General features: G+C 31.1%; 15 protein-coding genes. 7 read left to right on the forward strand and 8 right to left on the reverse strand.

Annotated features, from left to right (window positions below):
• The first annotated feature begins 28 nt into the window (after positions 1 to 28).
• On the forward strand, positions 29 to 1,456 hold the full coding sequence (locus tag FRY74_RS03740) for an MltF family protein (RefSeq protein WP_147098725.1): 1,428 nt from the start codon (positions 29 to 31) through the stop codon (positions 1,454 to 1,456).
• Between the two features lie 27 nt (positions 1,457 to 1,483).
• On the forward strand, positions 1,484 to 2,002 hold the full coding sequence (locus FRY74_RS03745; protein ID WP_147098727.1) for a GNAT family N-acetyltransferase: 519 nt from the start codon (positions 1,484 to 1,486) through the stop codon (positions 2,000 to 2,002).
• A 193-nt stretch (positions 2,003 to 2,195) separates the two neighbouring features.
• Here the strand turns inward: FRY74_RS03745 and FRY74_RS03750 are convergent, their stop codons facing one another.
• The 3 genes from FRY74_RS03750 to FRY74_RS03760 all read right to left on the reverse strand — a co-directional run bounded on the left by FRY74_RS03750 (position 2,196) and on the right by FRY74_RS03760 (position 5,124).
• Positions 2,196 to 2,546 (reverse strand): heavy-metal-associated domain-containing protein, encoded by a 351-nt coding sequence (locus FRY74_RS03750; RefSeq protein ID WP_147098729.1) that lies wholly within the window; start codon positions 2,544 to 2,546, stop codon positions 2,196 to 2,198.
• Positions 2,547 to 2,570: 24 nt separating this feature from the next.
• On the reverse strand, positions 2,571 to 4,760 hold the full coding sequence (locus FRY74_RS03755) for a TonB-dependent receptor (protein ID WP_147098731.1): 2,190 nt from the start codon (positions 4,758 to 4,760) through the stop codon (positions 2,571 to 2,573).
• Between the two features lie 64 nt (positions 4,761 to 4,824).
• Positions 4,825 to 5,124 carry a hypothetical protein gene (locus FRY74_RS03760; protein ID WP_147098733.1) on the reverse strand — a complete coding sequence of 100 codons (300 nt, stop codon included), beginning with the start codon at positions 5,122 to 5,124 and terminating at the stop codon, positions 4,825 to 4,827.
• Positions 5,125 to 5,349: 225 nt separating this feature from the next.
• Between FRY74_RS03760 and FRY74_RS03765 the strand changes: the two genes are divergently transcribed.
• From FRY74_RS03765 to FRY74_RS03775, 3 genes are all read left to right on the forward strand, one after another.
• On the forward strand, positions 5,350 to 6,489 hold the full coding sequence (locus FRY74_RS03765) for a TlpA disulfide reductase family protein (RefSeq protein ID WP_147098735.1): 1,140 nt from the start codon (positions 5,350 to 5,352) through the stop codon (positions 6,487 to 6,489).
• Between the two features lie 107 nt (positions 6,490 to 6,596).
• On the forward strand, positions 6,597 to 7,226 hold the full coding sequence (locus tag FRY74_RS03770; RefSeq protein WP_147098737.1) for a NifU family protein: 630 nt from the start codon (positions 6,597 to 6,599) through the stop codon (positions 7,224 to 7,226).
• Between the two features lie 3 nt (positions 7,227 to 7,229).
• Positions 7,230 to 7,934, forward strand: a complete 705-nt coding sequence (locus FRY74_RS03775) for a TerC family protein (RefSeq protein WP_147098739.1) — start codon at positions 7,230 to 7,232, stop codon at positions 7,932 to 7,934.
• 3 nt (positions 7,935 to 7,937) lie between these two features.
• On the opposite strand, the gene FRY74_RS03780 is transcribed toward FRY74_RS03775, so the two are convergent.
• Both FRY74_RS03780 and FRY74_RS03785 read right to left on the reverse strand, forming a co-directional pair.
• On the reverse strand, positions 7,938 to 9,017 hold the full coding sequence (locus tag FRY74_RS03780; RefSeq protein ID WP_147098741.1) for a DNA alkylation repair protein: 1,080 nt from the start codon (positions 9,015 to 9,017) through the stop codon (positions 7,938 to 7,940).
• Positions 9,018 to 9,081: 64 nt separating this feature from the next.
• Entirely contained in the window at positions 9,082 to 11,142 is a 2,061-nt protein-coding gene (locus FRY74_RS03785) for a M13 family metallopeptidase (RefSeq protein WP_147098743.1), read from the reverse strand.
• A gap of 185 nt (positions 11,143 to 11,327) precedes the next feature.
• Between FRY74_RS03785 and FRY74_RS03790 the strand changes: the two genes are divergently transcribed.
• Positions 11,328 to 11,912, forward strand: coding sequence for an RNA polymerase sigma factor (locus FRY74_RS03790; protein WP_147098745.1), 585 nt, complete (start codon positions 11,328 to 11,330; stop codon positions 11,910 to 11,912).
• 58 nt (positions 11,913 to 11,970) lie between these two features.
• A complete protein-coding gene (locus tag FRY74_RS03795; protein WP_147098747.1) occupies positions 11,971 to 13,161 on the forward strand; it encodes a tol-pal system YbgF family protein in 1,191 nt (396 codons plus the stop codon).
• A gap of 37 nt (positions 13,162 to 13,198) precedes the next feature.
• Here FRY74_RS03795 and clpX read toward each other — a convergent pair whose 3' ends face one another.
• The 3 genes from clpX to rplQ form a co-directional block, all read right to left on the reverse strand.
• Complete coding sequence (gene clpX, locus FRY74_RS03800; protein ID WP_147098749.1) at positions 13,199 to 14,434, reverse strand: ATP-dependent Clp protease ATP-binding subunit ClpX; 1,236 nt, start codon at positions 14,432 to 14,434, stop codon at positions 13,199 to 13,201.
• A gap of 76 nt (positions 14,435 to 14,510) precedes the next feature.
• Positions 14,511 to 15,629, reverse strand: coding sequence for a glutamine-hydrolyzing carbamoyl-phosphate synthase small subunit (carA, locus tag FRY74_RS03805; protein WP_147098751.1), 1,119 nt, complete (start codon positions 15,627 to 15,629; stop codon positions 14,511 to 14,513).
• 90 nt (positions 15,630 to 15,719) lie between these two features.
• Positions 15,720 to 16,256 carry a 50S ribosomal protein L17 gene (rplQ, locus tag FRY74_RS03810; RefSeq protein WP_147098753.1) on the reverse strand — a complete coding sequence of 179 codons (537 nt, stop codon included), beginning with the start codon at positions 16,254 to 16,256 and terminating at the stop codon, positions 15,720 to 15,722.
• Between the last annotated feature and the right edge of the window lie 4 nt (positions 16,257 to 16,260).

Consider the following 16,260-nt stretch of genomic DNA (forward strand, 5'->3'; position numbering starts at 1 on the left):
TTACGCTAAATTAGTAATTGAATACCGCATGATAAAATTTTTAAAACATATCAGTTATATAGTTATTGTTTTAGTTGCGTGTACTCCAAAACCAAAGGATGCTAATCGTAAAATTATTGATAGAGATATTGACAAAATAAAAACTAACGGCAGCCTAAAAGCTCTCATAAATTACAGTTCTACTAGTTATTTTCTTTACAAAGGAATACCAATGGGATTTGAATATGAATTACTTAAAAAATACACTGAACACATTGGAGTAGAGCTCGAAGTAATTCCTATCAAAAATATGGATAGTGTTTTTGTAGATTTAAACAGTGGTGTTGCCGACATTGTTGCAGCCAACCTTACTATTACTAACCAACGATTAACTGAAGTAAATTTTACATTACCCATTATTATTACTAAACAAGTGCTGGTTCAACGAAAACCTGACAATTGGCGAAAAATGAATAAAAAAGAATTGGCTAATTCACTTTTACAATCGCCACTCGACTTAGCTGGTAAAACAGTCGTAGTAAGAGAAGGCTCCTCTTTTAATACACGACTAAAAAGTTTAAATAATGAAATTGGTGGGCAATTAAAAATTGAAACCGTTGCCGGAGAAACCACCATGGAACAGCTTATTGAAAAACTCGTTAAAAAAGAAATTAACTATACAGTTGCCGACAAAAACATTGCATTAGTTAACCAATGGCACTACCCAAATATAGATGCTAGCTTAACACTAAGTTTAGACCAAAAAATTGCTTGGGCAACACGAACAAATGCCGACAGTTTAACCCTTTCAATTAACAATTGGTTAAATGATTTTCAGAAAACTAAAAAGTTTAAAATTTTATACAACAAGTACTTTAACAACAAACACCTATTTACCTCTCGGGTAAAAAACCAATACTACACGCTTGAAAGCGGACAAATTTCGCCCTACGACGATTTGATAAAAAAACACGCGAAATCTATTAATTGGGATTGGGAATTATTGGCTGCCATGATCTACCAAGAATCGCACTTTAACAATAATGCTATTGGCTGGGGAGGGTCGTTTGGGTTAATGCAAATGATGCCACAAACAGGCGAAAGATTTGGCGTTGATACATCATCAACTCCTGAGCAAAACATTATTGCTGGAGTTAAATACATTAAAAAATTAAACCGTATTTGGGAAAAAAGTATTGACGATACCTTAGCCCGAATTCCTTTTATTTTAGCAAGTTACAATACCGGTCCAGGACATGTAATTGATGCTAAAAAGTTAGCTAAAAAATACAATAAGAACCCTTTAGTTTGGGAAGATGTAAGTTATTATTTACTACACAAATCGGAACCGAAATATTACAAAGACGATGTGGTAAAACATGGCTACTGCAAAGGTTATATTGTTTACGACTATGTAAATGAAATATTAGAACGCTACCACCATTATAAAACGATAATGGAAGAAAAAAAGATGTAATTTCATCACTGATTTTTATTTTTTCTCATGATTTCAATTGTAAAAGCTACATTGCAAGACGCTCCATTACTCTCTAAAATTGGGCAACAAACCTTTATGGAATCGCATGGAAAAAGTGCTCCAGAAAAAGACCTAAACAACTACATGGAAAACAACTTAAGTTTAGAAAATTTCAAAAACGAATTAGCAGACTCATCTAATATTTACCACCTTTTTTATTCTAATAACCGAGCTGCTGGTTACTCTAAAATTATTTTAAACACATCCAACAAAAACCTTAAAGAGGAAAACATTACCAAATTGGAGCGCTTGTATATTTTAAAAGAATTTTACAATTTAAAACTGGGCTATCACTTATTGCTATTTAATGTAAACTTAGCAAAACAAAATAGTCAAAGTGGCTTATGGTTAAATGTTTGGACAGAAAACAAAAGAGCCATTAATTTTTATAAAAAAACAGGGTTTAAAATTATTGGTGAGTATTTATTTAAAATTTCTGCAACTCACTCTAACCCTAATCATCAATTGTTTTTAGCTATAAACTAAGGATTTAATACCTATATTTAATAAATTAAAAAAATACGTTATGGCAAAAGGTCAAGATTCAAAAAAAGCAGTAAAAAAAGAAGCTGCAAAAACACCAAAAGAAAAAAAAGAAGAAAAGCGTTTAAAGAAAGGGAAGTAAACTCAAAAAATACAATAAAAAAAAGCCAGAATTAACTTCTGGCTTTTTTGTTTTTTAGTGCATTCCACCCTTTTGGCAACAGTCAGGTAGTTTGTTATATGCTTTTTCGTCAGCTTTTAAACCATCAGCATCGTAGCCAATTTTAGTTACTGCTAGTTGTAATTTTTCAGGTGTAGTTTTATTCGGTAAATATTCTACTGTAAAAACCGCCGTTTCAACATCTAACTCTGAAGATTTCACTCCTTTTTCGTAAGCAAATGCTTTTTCCAAACGTTCTTTACACATTTCGCACTGTGCCGATGTTTTAATTTCTACTTTTTTTGTTTCTCTCGAGCTTTGGGCTTTTACTGTTGCTCCAGTTACCGAGAATATTGCTACTGCTATTACTACTATTAAATTTTTCATGTTTTTATTATTTTAAATTATTAGTTATTGTATTCTAAATCTTAAGCCTCCATAGGCAATTCTTCCATTTACCGACCCCCAAATTAAAGAAGCATCAAAATCCGAACCAAAAGGATCTGTTGCAGCAATTATTGGTGAATCCTGCCTAAAGTTGGTCATATTTTCAACACCTAAATAAAATTCAATTCTTTTAAATGCTCGTGTTATTTGTCCGTTTAAGGTTATAAATGGTTTTGAGGATGTGCTAATTTGGTTTTCAACCAAATTTGTAGCTGTACTTGGTAATCTACTCACATCAAACCATTGCCCTGTTAAATCAAACTTCCATTTATCGAAATTGGTAATGTAACCAATATTAACCAATGCTCTATTTTTAGGAACTAAAGGTTTTTCTTTTAAACCAGTTTGGTAATCGGTTTTAATGTCATAAAGCTTATAAGCCGCTTTAATTTCTAATTGTTGGGTTATTTGGGCACTTACTTCTGCCTGAAAACTATGAGAGTATGATTTTCCTTGTAAATTATAAAACGAAACTTCATCTGGGTTTTCTAAATCTACCACTACTTGATTCTGAAAATCAGTAAAATAGTAATCTAAATTTACACTCATTTCTCTACCTCCAAGCTCAAATTTGTGCGTAACACTTGTTCCGTAATTCCAAGCAATTTCTGGAGCTAGTTTTTCGCTAATCACTCTTCGTGAACTTGCCATTACATTTGCATTTTCTATATAAGGGTTAGCTGTTCTAAATCCTCTCCCAACAGAAAAACGTAAAGCCGAAAGTGGAGTAAAATTGTATTTATAATGTACTCTTGGAGTAAAAAATGCACCATATAAATTATGATAATCTCCACGAGCACCTAGAACCAATGCACTTTTCGCTGTAGTTAAAGCATATTCCGTGAAAATACCTGGTACAATTTCTTCTCTCCCAAACAAAGAGTCGTTATAATTTTTATCATAATGATCATAAACCAAGCTTCCTCCTAATTTTACATTGTTTTTCTCATTCACCATTCTTGTTTGGTAAATCGCATTTAAATAACCACTCATTTGTTCAGCATTAAACTTTTTATCGCCATACTTCGATTCGTGATTGTGATATTTAAAACTATTGATGATACCTATACTCTTGTAAGGCTGCTCTGGAAACAAAAATCCATTTTTGGAAAATACTTCAAACTGTTTGGTTAAAACTCCAATTTTATACAATCGATTTGTTTCAGTAGAACTAATTTGCCCTGCTTCCATATCTTCATAAACACCTTTTACTCCAAATTGAGAAACCTGTTTTTTACCTTGATATTTCCATCTATTAAAAAAGTTAAATTGCGTTTTTAATGGCATGTCCAAAAAGGTGTCGTCATTATTATCCCAAGCCACACTTTGATTGCTCACATGTACTAAAGTCATTGTACTCCATTTATCGTTTAACTTTTGAGCTCCATGAATATTTAGTTCTGCTCTACCTTTTTCATTTCCATAAACATTTATAAAGAGTTGTTCGGCATTGTCTGGTTTTAGCAACTCCACATTTATTTGTCCTGTTATAGATTCATAACCATTTACTACAGAGCCTGCTCCTTTTTTAATTTGTATAGATTCTGCCCAAGTACCTGGCACAAAAGTTAACCCAAATGCAGACGACAATCCTCTAATCATTGGTAAGTTTTCAGCTTGAATTTGCGTGTAAATCCCATCCAACCCTAACATTTGAATCTTCTTAGTGCCAGAAACCGCATCTGTAAAATTTACATCAACTGAGGCGTTCGTTTCAAAACTTTCAGAAATATTACAGCAAGCAGCCTTAGTAAACTCATTTTTATTTAAAGTTTCTACCAATAATGGATTAACTAAATCTATTTTGGTACTTGATTCACGTTCGGTTAATTCAAATTCTTTTAGCTTAACGTCTTTACTTAACTTAATTTCTAGTTTTGATTTAGGCAATGATTTAACAGTAATACTATCTGTTTGATAGCCTATAAAGCTTACCATTAAAGTTGCTGGAAATTGACTAGGCTCTGCTATTTCAAAATTTCCATTTTCATCAGAAAAAGTTCCAGTTGTTGTATTTTGCCAGTAAACATTAGCACCTGGAATTGGTGATTTGCTTTTATTGCTTTCAGATATAGTTCCTTGTACTTTTTGAGCGGCACTTATTTTTGCTATCAAAAAACATCCAAGCAAGATTAAAAATTGATATTTCTTCATTGTAATAAATTATAAGTTAACACTTTTAATAATTCTCTGCACATAGCAGCAAAGTGTTAAAATCCTATAATCTAAATAACTGAATTGTTTTGAGTAATTCTATACCACTGAGTGGTGGCGGTAAATTATGGAAGAAACTTATAGAAGCTTCTTTAACTTTAATAAGCTCAATTAATTGGGGAATCTGAATTGCGATTAAATCAAGATTAATGAAAGAAAAATCAGTTATTGAACTAAATGAGTTAATATTATTATCGAAAGTAATTTTATGAAAATCACAACATTTAGTTGTTATAGTGCCATCTTTTTTTGATGGATTACAATCTTCTAAATCATCAACAGAAAAAAGTACCTTACCAGTCATCAAGCAAGTCATTTTAGTTACACTCAATTGAAGTGAAGAAACTAAAACAATCGCTATTAGTAAAAAGCTAGTTATATGTTTAAGTATTGCTCTCAATAACACAAAGATAATTATAAATTATCATAATAAATGTTAATTGACTAGGATTCCAATTAACATTTATATTTTTCATATTTATCATGGTATTTTATTTGGTAATTTTCGACTTTATAATTTAACCTAAATATGATAAAACAAACAAAAACAATCGCTTTAGCAATGTCAGCATCATTATTAATGTTTGCATGTGGCAACGAAGAAAAAGCAACTGAAGAAAAAGAAGCTGCATTTACAATAAATGCAACTTTAACTGATGCCAACTTTAAAATGGCTTATTTATCTGAGTACAAAGATGGTGAAATGATGAAATTAGATTCATCTGCCATTACTGAAGGTAAATTTTCATTTAATGGAAAAATGGAAATGCCAGAAGTAAGATATATCAATTTTAACGAAGGAAAAGAAATGATTCCTTTGTTTGTTGAAAATAGTGAAATTACAATTAACGGTTCTGCAACTTTAATGGACAGTGTTAGCGTTAAAGGTTCTGTAGCAAATACAGCATATCGTTCATTTATGGACAACTTAAATAGCTACGAAATGCCTCTTAAAGCTATTGTAGATAAATTTTATGCATTACCAGAAGACGCTTCAGAAGAAGAACAAGCAGTTCTTGAAGATGAATACAATGTAGCAGATTCTATAAAAATTGATTTTATAAAAAGTTATGTTGCTAAAAACGCTAATTCTGTTCCTGCTGCATACATAGCTTTACGCTATTTAACTAGTCAAGCTGAAGTTGAAGAATTAGAGGCTTTAAGCAACTCTTTTAGTGAAGAAATAAAATCTTCTATTTACACTCAAAAAATTGCAGACAGATTAGCTACATTGAAAAAATCAATGATTGGTGCTCCTGCTCCAGCGTTTAGCCAAAATGATGCTGATGGCAACCCTATAGCGCTAGAAAGCTTTAAAGGAAAATATGTTTTAATTGATTTTTGGGCTTCTTGGTGTGGACCATGTAGAGCTGAAAACCCTAATGTGGTTGATGCTTATAATAAATACCATGAAAAAGGATTTGAAATTTTCGGTGTATCACTAGATGAAAGCAAAGAGAAATGGCTAGAAGCTATCGAAAAAGATGGTTTAACTTGGTCTCATGTGAGTGATTTAAAAGGATGGGGTAACGAAGTTGCTAAACTTTATGGTGTACAAGGAATTCCTCATTCTGTTTTAGTTGACAAAGAAGGAAACATTGTTGCTAAAAATTTAAGAGGCGAAGAATTGCATAAAAAATTAGAGGAAGTTTTAGCTTCAGAAAGTTAAATAAAAGCAACCTTGAAAATTAAAATCCACAGCAATTGCTGTGGATTTTTTATTTAGATTTATTCTAAATTATACTATTGTTGCTTATCTTTGTAAAAAATAAAACCATGGAAAAAACTCAAGCACCTTATACTATCTATGCGGAAATGACTCCGAATCCAAACTCAATGAAGTTTGTCTCTAATCGTTGGCTAGTTACTAACGATAGGTCTTACGAAATCTTAGCAGATCAAAGAGTTGGTGGTCCATCACCATTAGCAGAAAAATTGTTTTCATTCCCATTTATTAATGGCGTTTTTATTGCTGGAAATTTTGTTAGCGTTACAAAAAATGACGCAATAGAATGGCAAGACGTTTTACTTGAACTAAGAGATTTTATTAGTGAGTATTTAAATTCAGAAGGATCAGTTGTGATTAGAGAAGAATTTTTAAACGCTCCTGAAGAAGCTTCAAATGAAACTGAGAGCGGTGAGTCAAACCCAACATTTAGTTCTAAAGATTATACAGATTTTGAGAAAAAAATTGCTGAAATTTTAGATGAATACATTAAGCCAGCAGTAGAAAGTGATGGCGGTGCTATTGAATTAGACTCTTTTGAAGATGGCGTTGTAAAAGTTATTTTAAAAGGTTCGTGTAGCGGATGCCCTTCATCAACTATGACTTTAAAACATGGTATTGAATCTATGCTTAAAAACATGTTGCCAGAGGTTAAAGAAGTAGAAGCTATAAACGGATAATAAATGGACTTTTTTTTACAAGCTGACACTTGGATTGCCCTTTTAACACTTACTTTTTTAGAAATAGTATTAGGAATAGATAATATTATTTTTATTTCTATCGTTGCAGGAAAACTACCTGAACACCAACAAAAAAAGGCTAGATTAATTGGTTTATCCTTAGCGTTAATTGTAAGAATTTTCTTGTTAATGGGTATAACTTGGTTAATTGGATTAACCGATCCTGTTCTCGAAATAAGCACATTCAACTTAAGCTGGAGAGATATTATTTTGTTTGTTGGGGGATTATTTTTAATAGCTAAAAGTACATCTGAAATACATCACAAAGTTGAAGGAGATGAGGAAGAGATTAGCAAGCCTAAAAAAGTTTCTGCTTTTGGAAGCGCACTTGTTCAAATCGTTTTACTTGATATTATCTTTTCTTTCGATTCTATCTTAACTGCAGTTGGTTTAACCAATGAGATATCTTTAATGATAATAGCAGTAATTGTTTCTATTCTTGTTATGATGATTTTTGCAGGAGCAATAAGTAACTTTATAAACAAACATCCAACATTACAAGTACTAGCTTTATCCTTTTTAATATTAATTGGGTTTATGTTGGTAGTTGAAGCTTTACACTATGAAGTGCCTAAAGGATACATTTATTTTGCTGTATTCTTCTCGTTGTTAGTTGAAATAATAAACATGAGAGTTAGAAAAAAATAATACTTATTTAGTAAGCTCAAAAGCTATACTACATTTATCTTCTCCATTTACCACAATGATTACTTCATGTAATCCTGGATAGTGCTTACGGGTTGTAAAATCAGTAAAGCGTTGTTTTCTTTTAAAGCTTTTAGAGACTCCTTTTTCAATCGTTAATTGAGAGAGTTGAAACACTTTTTTAGATATACTACCATTTGCTTTAATATAAGCTATTTTATATTCTACCCTAATATTTCTAACTCTATTTGAATCATTTAACAATGTAAAATTGAAAAATAAATCTTCTCCTATTGCTATAGATTTTTTGTTAACTATTAAGTCTTTAATCGAAAGATTTGAAGCATCATGTAATTTAAAGATTGCTAAAGCATTCTTATCTCCTTTTTTTAATAAGGTTCTTAATCCATGTTTTATAATCCAATCAGTATTAGCTGTTTGACCAATCCATTCTTTAACTAGAGCTAAGACTAATTCAGGTTGGGTTTTAGTAATATCATTTAAATGATTTGCAACACTTTTTCTTACGTATTCTGAATCATCATTTTTTAAATTGTCAAGAATAGGAATAACCGGCTCTGGATTTATTATAAACTCTTTTAAAGCAGGCGCCCATGGTAATTTAGGCCGACTTCCTTCGCTAGCTAATCTTCTAACATGATGATTTTCTGATTTACTCCAAACTAATAATTGTTGAATTGCTTCATTTGGGTAAGTTTCAATAAAAGGACGAATCGCAAATTCTGATGATGAATATTGTGTAAAAACTTCAAGTGCATAAATCGAAGTAGGAAAATCATTTAATCCATATACTTGAACAAAGTCTGGGAAAATAAGCCCTTGAAGCCCTCCAAATTTTGGAGCTACTTTTATTAATAGTTCTATCTGCTTTTTATATTCAATAGATAAATAATCATGAATGGCATTTGAAACAAAACGCATTCGCTCCTTCAATTCTTTTTCTTCCCATGTTTTATTAATAATTGCATCTATAAAACCTTTACAGTCAAATGCGGGAAATATTAAGTTAATTTCATGAGCTAACTTGATTACAAATTCTTTGTTATATACATCTTTTAAGTTCATTGTTAAAAAAATTATCCCCGCTATAAGCGAGGATAATTAATATTTTATATCTCTTGGTTTTATTCTACCAAATTTTAACTCTTAAACTATCAGGAGCAACCATTTTACTATCTGTTCCAGTACACCCAAAAGCATCACTAAATTCAGACATATTTACCAATGGCCCAATTGTTCTAAATCGTGTTGGAGAATGAGGGTCTGTTTTAACTTGATTAACAAGGAACTCTTCTTTGGCATTAGTATGCCAAACTTGAGCCCATCCTAAGAAAAATCGTTGTTGATAGTTGTAGCCATCAATCATCTTATCCTCTTTCCCTTCCATCGCTTTTTCTAATGCATAATAAGCTAAAGTAATACCAGCTATATCAGCAATATTCTCTCCTAAGGTTAATTCTCCATTCACAAAATTTCCTTCAACTACTTCATAACCATTAAATTGATTTACTAATTTATTAGTACGTTCTTTAAAGTTAGCTAAATCAACATCACTCCACCAGTTTTTTAAATTACCGTCACCATCAAATTTACAGCCTTGGTCATCAAACCCGTGAGAAAATTCATGCCCAATTACGCCACCAATACCACCATAGTTAATAGCATCATCAGCATCGGGATTAAAGAAAGGAGGCTGTAATATTGCTGCTGGAAACACAATTTCATTCATTGTTGGATTATAGTAAGCATTTATTGTTTGTGGAGTCATACCCCATTCTTGCTTATCAATTGGTTTACCAAGTCTTCCTACATTTTTTTTGTATTCAAAATAATTAAGGTTCATCACGTTTTGTAATAATGATGATGCATCAATATTAACAGAACTGTAATCTTCCCATTTATCAGGGTAACCAATTTTATAAGTGAATTTACTTAGTTTTTCTAATGCTTTAGTTTTAGTAGAATCAGACATCCAATCAAGTTTTTGAACACGTTCTTTAAATACTTTATTGATGTTTCCAATTAAATCAAGTACTTTTTGTTTTGATTCTTCTGGAAAATGCTTTTCAACAAATAACTTTCCAATTTGCTCTCCTACATTACCATTAGACTTAGATAAAGCTCTTTTCCATCTTGGTTTCATTTCGCTAGTCCCTCTTAATATTGTAGAATAAAACGAAAATACTTGCTTCTCAAATTCAATACTTAAATCATCAGCAAAATCGTTAATTAAATGGAATTTCATGTATGTTTTCCATGTATCAAGAGGTATTTCAGTCAATGCCGAATTATACATTTTAATAAACTCTGGTTGACCAACAACTACTTCTTTTATATTTTCAATTTCAGCTTTTCTAAAGAACGATTCCCAGTTAATTGCAGGAACTAAAGCCTGAAGTTCTTCAACAGTCATTTTATTATAAGTCTTTTCAGGATCTCTACGTTCGACTCTATCCATTGATTTTTCAGCAAGTAAATTTTCTACTGTCAAAACCATTTCAGCACTTTTAGTCGCTTCTTCTTCACTTTCACCTTTTAATACAAATAAAGCTTTAACATGCTTCTTATATTCAGCTAAAATATTCTCGCCTCTTTCATCTGATGGTGTATAAAAAGATTTATCTGGTAATCCTAATCCTCCTTGAGATAAGTAAGTTATATATTCATCACTTTTTTTAGAATCAATATAAACATAATAACCAAACAAAGATCCTGAACCGTACTTACGAGTTTCAGCCATAGTCTCTACTAATTCTTGGGCATTAGAAATCGCATCTATTTGGTCAAGCATTGGTTGAATAGGTGTAATACCTAATTCATTTACTTTAGTTGAATCAAGAGCTGAAGTATAAAAATCTCCTACTTGTTGTAACGCAGATCCTTTTTCTCCTTTAGAACTTGCTGCATCTTCAACAATTTTTCTAAGTTTAATTTCATTTGCATCATGAACTACACTAAAACTTCCCCATCTACTTTCTGAATCAGGAACAGGATTGTTTTTTAACCAATTACCAACCGCAAATTGCTCAAAATCCTCACATGGAGAAAAAGTTGAGTCGATATTAGCCATATCAAAAGCGGCTACAATTTCTTTTTTAGGTTCTTCTGTAGTTGATTTATCGTTATTTCCGCATGCGTAAGCTAATAGCGAAACTCCAACGCCTAATAAGGCTTTATTTGATAATTTCATTTTTTTAAGTTAGGTTATAGTGTTATAAAAGTAATTAAAAAAATAACAGTAAAAAGCAAATAAAATGATGAATGGTAATAAAGCTAGATAAATAATTAAAAATATTTTATGGAATTTAAATGAAAACATCATCTACTTATAAAACCAACATAAAAGTGTATACCTTTAAAGTTGAAAATTAATTAATGCGATTATTTAGAATAAGAAATATTAAAGCTCTAACTGATGCTGAACTGATTACCAACTACAAAAATAAGGGTGATACAGAATTGGTGGGTGAATTATACAAAAGATATTCGCATTTGGTTTATGGTGTTTGCTTAAAGTATTATAAAAACGAAGATGAAAGTAAAGACGCTGTAATTCAAATATTTGAAAATTTATTAGTCGATTTAAAAAAACACAATATCGAAAATTTTAAATCGTGGCTGCATAGCGTAAGTAGAAATCATTGTTTAATGGCTTTACGCAAAAACCAAACTTTACAAAAAAGAGAAAATGAATATGAGTATAGTTTAGGCGATAATCATACAGATACATTTGATTTTGAACCTCATGAAAAAGAAATTAAAGAATTACAATTAACTGCTTTAGAACGAGGAATGACAACTCTTAAAGAAGAACAACGCATTTGTATTGATTTGTTTTTTTTACAAGAAAAAAAATATGAAGAAGTAGCCGAATTAACTGGCTACACAACAAAACAAGTAAAAAGTTACATCCAAAATGGAAAACGAAATTTAGCTAATTATATGAATACAATGTTATAAAATGAAAGAATTACACAACCACATATTTTCGAAAACGACTTGCATCTCAAAGGAAACTATGTTGAAGTATATTAACCAACAACTTTCTGAAAAGGAAGAACATTATATACAAAAGCATTTGATTGATTGTGACTTTTGCTCTGAAGCAATTAAAGGAATGAAATATGCTAATGATTCTTCGGCTTTATTTACTATTGATCATAAAATTGACCAAATTGTTGCGAATAAAAAAACACCTATACTTAAAAACTTAATGCTTGCCGCAACTGTTTTAACTATTTTATTTGGAGCTTATTTTTCTTACCTCACTTTTAATAATGTAGTTACCAAAAATGAATCTAAAATTTCATTAAACACTGCAAGTCCTAAAACAGAAAATAAAGTAATGGAGGAAACTGTACCTGCTTTTGAGGAGACTGCTGAGCAAGAAGCAGAGATAGGTAATTCACAACAAAATAATAATGTTGCTGAACAAACAGAACGAGACCAAACAGAAACAATTGTAGCCACTAAAGAAAATCAAAAAGTAAAAGCACTTGAAGTTGATGCCTCTATTACAGAAGGTATAATGGAGAAAGAGGAACCGATGAGTTTTGCAGCTAATGCTGAAGTTATCGATTTGGAAGATGATGTTGAGATACTAGAAAATGAAATTAGTGATAAGAAAGCAGAAGAAGTTGTTACATTATCAGCTATTGGGAGTACATCAACTCGAGCAGACAATATGCCTTTAAAATTAGATAAATCTTATAAAAGTTCTGGCAACAAAAGGCGAGCAAAAGAAAAAACTTCTGCTCCTTCTCCTGTTCCTATTGAAACGGAAAAAGAATTGCTTGAGGAAAATCGTAATGAAAGTATGGCTGGCGGTTATTTTGATGATAAAAATAAAGATGATTTTGATGCCGAAGTAACAAAAGATGCTATTTCTCAAACAATATCTAGTGCTGATGATTTAGCAACTGATGAATTTAAAGAAAATTTAGATGGTAATGTTTTGGATAAAGGAATAGCACTATTCCAACAAAAGAAATATGAAGAAGCAATAAAACACTTTAATATAGAATTGTTAACGAAAACAACTCGAAACAAAAGCAAAACACACTGGTATAAAGCTTTATGTTTGATAGAATTAAATAAAATTGAGGAAGCAAAAGCTAATTTAACTCAAGTTATTAACTATAATGATGAGTTCTTAAATGAAGCAAAAAATAAGTTTACTGAAATAGAAAAAAAGAAAAAAGCTAGATAATGTCTAGCTTTTTTCTTTTTAATCTATATTCTTATCACTATGCCACTTTCAATTTCTCCAACTTCGTTTTCTTAAACATTTCTTCAGCATAGCTTAATGTAATTTTAAACTCTTTCTTGCTATCATCAGAAGGTAAATCGTACATTAAGTCTAACATTATAGCTTCACAAATAGAACGCAATCCTCTTGCTCCCAATTTATACTCTATTGCTTTATCTACAATAAAATCGAGTACCGCTTTATCAAACGAAAGTTTAACATCGTCCATTTCAAATAAATGAATGTATTGTTTAATGATAGAGTTCTTAGGCTCTGTTAAAATTCTTCTTAATGCTGTTCTATCTAATGGGTTTAGGTATGAAAGAATAGGTAAACGACCAATCAATTCAGGTATTAAACCAAACGATTTTACATCTTGAGGAGTAATGTATTGTAATAAATTATCTTCATCGTAAACTTCACTATCACTCTTCTTAAAACCAATAGCTTGAGTTTGCAATCTATTTGCTATTTTTCGTGTAATACCATCAAAAGCACCACCGCAAATAAATAAAATGTTTTTTGTTTCAATAGCAATCAATTTTTGTTCTGGGTGTTTTCTTCCTCCTTGTGGTGGTACATTTACTACCGAACCTTCTAATAGTTTTAATAAAGCTTGTTGAACTCCTTCTCCAGATACATCTCTAGTTATTGAGGCATTATCACTTTTACGAGCAATTTTATCAATTTCATCAATAAAAACAATTCCTCTTTGTGCAGCCTCAACGTCATAATCAGATGCTTGTAACAATCTTGATAGGATACTTTCAACATCCTCACCTACATATCCTGCTTCAGTTAAAATTGTAGCATCAGCAATGCAGAATGGAACATTTAATTGTTTTGCAATAGTTTTGGCTAACAAGGTTTTTCCTGTCCCAGTTTCACCAACTAATAAAATATTCGATTTATCAAGCTCAATATCATCTTTGATTTCAATACCAATTTGGCTTAACCTTTTGTAATGATTATAAACAGCAACAGAAAGAACTTTCTTTGCATCATCTTGACCAATCACGTATTCATCTAGAGAAGCTTTTATTTCTTTAGGTTTAAGCAACTTTAATTGCGTTGCAAAATCCTTAGCTGATTTCCCAGAAACCTCTTCTTTTACAATATTTTGTGCTTGTGATATACAATGATTACAGATATGACCAGTTACACCGGCAATCATAACATCAACTTCGTTTTTTGAACGACCACAAAACGAACATTTTACTTGCTCTTTTTCCATGTTTCAAATTTACAAAAAAGGGTTTGACGATAAATTATTATCGTTTTTTGAATTTAATAATTAAAAAAGAACCTTTTTAGGCAATAATTTTACTCTTGCTTTTAACAATATTTGCTACAAAATTGTCAAACAAATATCTAGAATCGTGAGGCCCTGGTGAAGCTTCAGGGTGATATTGAACTGAAAATACAGCTCTATCATTAAACCTTAAACCAGCAAGTGTATTATCATTAAGATGCTTATGTGTAACAGTTATATTACTATCATTTTCTGCAGCATCCATATTTACAACAAAACCGTGATTTTGAGAAGTAATCTCTCCTTTTCCTGTTTCTACATTTATTACAGGATGATTACAACCTCTATGCCCATTAAACATTTTAGAAGTTGTTAAACCTGCAGATAAAGCCAAAATCTGATGTCCTAAACAAATACCAAATACAGGTAACCCTGCAGCTGAAATTTGTTTCACTGTTGCTATTTGCTTAGTCATAACAGAAGGATCTCCAGGTCCATTAGATAACATAAATCCGTCAGGATTCCAACTCATAATTTCTTCAAAAGTAGCATCCATTGGAAATACTTTTAAATAACAATCACGTTCAGCCAAACATCTTAATATATTTTTCTTTACTCCAAAATCTAATACAGCAACTTTATTTGAAGCACTCTCTTCACCATAATAATAAGTATCTTTTGTACAAACCTTAGAAGAAAGCTCTAAACCTTCCATTGATGGTACTTCTTTCAATTGACTTTTTAATTCTTCAATTGACATGTTTTCAGAAGAGATAATTGCATTCATTGCACCTTTATCTCGAATATAACGAACTAAAGCACGTGTATCTACATCTGATATCGCTACAATCTTTTGACTCTCAAAATATTCTTGTAAAGAAGATGTTGCTGCAGCTCTCGAATACATATCCGAAAACTTTTTACAAACTAATCCAGAAATATTAACTTGATCAGATTCTACTTCCTTATCAGAAACACCATAATTACCAATATGAGAAGTCGTTGCAACTAAAATTTGTCCGTAATATGATGGATCAGTAAAAATCTCTTGATAACCAGTCATACCTGTATTAAAGCATATTTCTCCAGTTGTAGTTCCAATAAATCCAGCAGCTTTGCCTTCAAAAATAGTCCCGTCTTCTAATAATAAAATTGCTTTATTTGATGTATTTTCCATAGGTTATTACGATATATTGTTGCATAAAAAAAAGGATAAAGCAAAAATACTTTATCCTTTTTTAATTATCTAAAAATTAAACTTCAAATCTTAATCTTTTTTCTCCTCTTCGTTTCCTTCTTCTTTTTTCGTTTCAGTTTTATTTTCTGGAGCAGCTTCTGCTTTAGTTTCTTCAACTACTTCTGCAGTAGTTTCAGTAGTAGCTTTTTTAGCGCTACCTCTTCTTCTTCTCGATCCAGATTTAGATTTAGTTTCTTTCAACATGTTATCGTTGTAATCAACTAACTCAATCATACACATTTCAGCGTTATCTCCAAGTCTAAATCCAGTCTTTAAAATTCTAGTATATCCTCCTGGTCTATCAGCTACTTTAACAGCAATGTCTCTGAATAATTCAGTAACAGCTTCTTTTTGTTTTAAGTAACTAAATACAACTCTTCTAGAGTGAGTAGAATCTGTTTTAGATTTAGTAATTAATGGTTCAACATATTTCTTTAAAGCTTTTGCTTTAGCAACAGTTGTATTAATTTTTTTATGCTCTATTAATGAGCAAGCCATGTTAGAAAGCATTGCTTTTCTGTGACCAGCTTGTCTACCTAAATGGTTAAATTTCTTTCCGTGTCTCATTTCT

Source organism: Vicingus serpentipes (assembly GCF_007993035.1).
Taxonomy (GTDB): Bacteria; Bacteroidota; Bacteroidia; order Flavobacteriales_E; family Vicingaceae; genus Vicingus; species Vicingus serpentipes.

Bases quoted from the DNA above. Each gene is read 5' to 3' on its own strand.
- carA (WP_147098751.1), bottom strand. From the start codon at position 15,629: ATGGAAAATACATCAAATAAAGCAATTTTATTATTAGAAGACGGGACT.
- FRY74_RS03780 (WP_147098741.1), bottom strand. From the start codon at position 9,017: ATGAACTTAAAAGATGTATATAACAAAGAATTTGTAATCAAGTTAGCT.
- rplQ (WP_147098753.1), bottom strand. From the start codon at position 16,256: ATGAGACACGGAAAGAAATTTAACCATTTAGGTAGACAAGCTGGTCAC.
- FRY74_RS03745 (WP_147098727.1), top strand. From the start codon at position 1,484: ATGATTTCAATTGTAAAAGCTACATTGCAAGACGCTCCATTACTCTCT.
- FRY74_RS03760 (WP_147098733.1), bottom strand. From the start codon at position 5,124: ATGACTGGTAAGGTACTTTTTTCTGTTGATGATTTAGAAGATTGTAAT.
- FRY74_RS03755 (WP_147098731.1), bottom strand. From the start codon at position 4,760: ATGAAGAAATATCAATTTTTAATCTTGCTTGGATGTTTTTTGATAGCA.
- FRY74_RS03750 (WP_147098729.1), bottom strand. From the start codon at position 2,546: ATGAAAAATTTAATAGTAGTAATAGCAGTAGCAATATTCTCGGTAACT.
- clpX (WP_147098749.1), bottom strand. From the start codon at position 14,434: ATGGAAAAAGAGCAAGTAAAATGTTCGTTTTGTGGTCGTTCAAAAAAC.
- FRY74_RS03795 (WP_147098747.1), top strand. From the start codon at position 11,971: ATGTTGAAGTATATTAACCAACAACTTTCTGAAAAGGAAGAACATTAT.
- FRY74_RS03765 (WP_147098735.1), top strand. From the start codon at position 5,350: ATGATAAAACAAACAAAAACAATCGCTTTAGCAATGTCAGCATCATTA.
- FRY74_RS03770 (WP_147098737.1), top strand. From the start codon at position 6,597: ATGGAAAAAACTCAAGCACCTTATACTATCTATGCGGAAATGACTCCG.
- FRY74_RS03785 (WP_147098743.1), bottom strand. From the start codon at position 11,142: ATGAAATTATCAAATAAAGCCTTATTAGGCGTTGGAGTTTCGCTATTA.
- FRY74_RS03790 (WP_147098745.1), top strand. From the start codon at position 11,328: ATGCGATTATTTAGAATAAGAAATATTAAAGCTCTAACTGATGCTGAA.
- FRY74_RS03775 (WP_147098739.1), top strand. From the start codon at position 7,230: ATGGACTTTTTTTTACAAGCTGACACTTGGATTGCCCTTTTAACACTT.
- FRY74_RS03740 (WP_147098725.1), top strand. From the start codon at position 29: ATGATAAAATTTTTAAAACATATCAGTTATATAGTTATTGTTTTAGTT.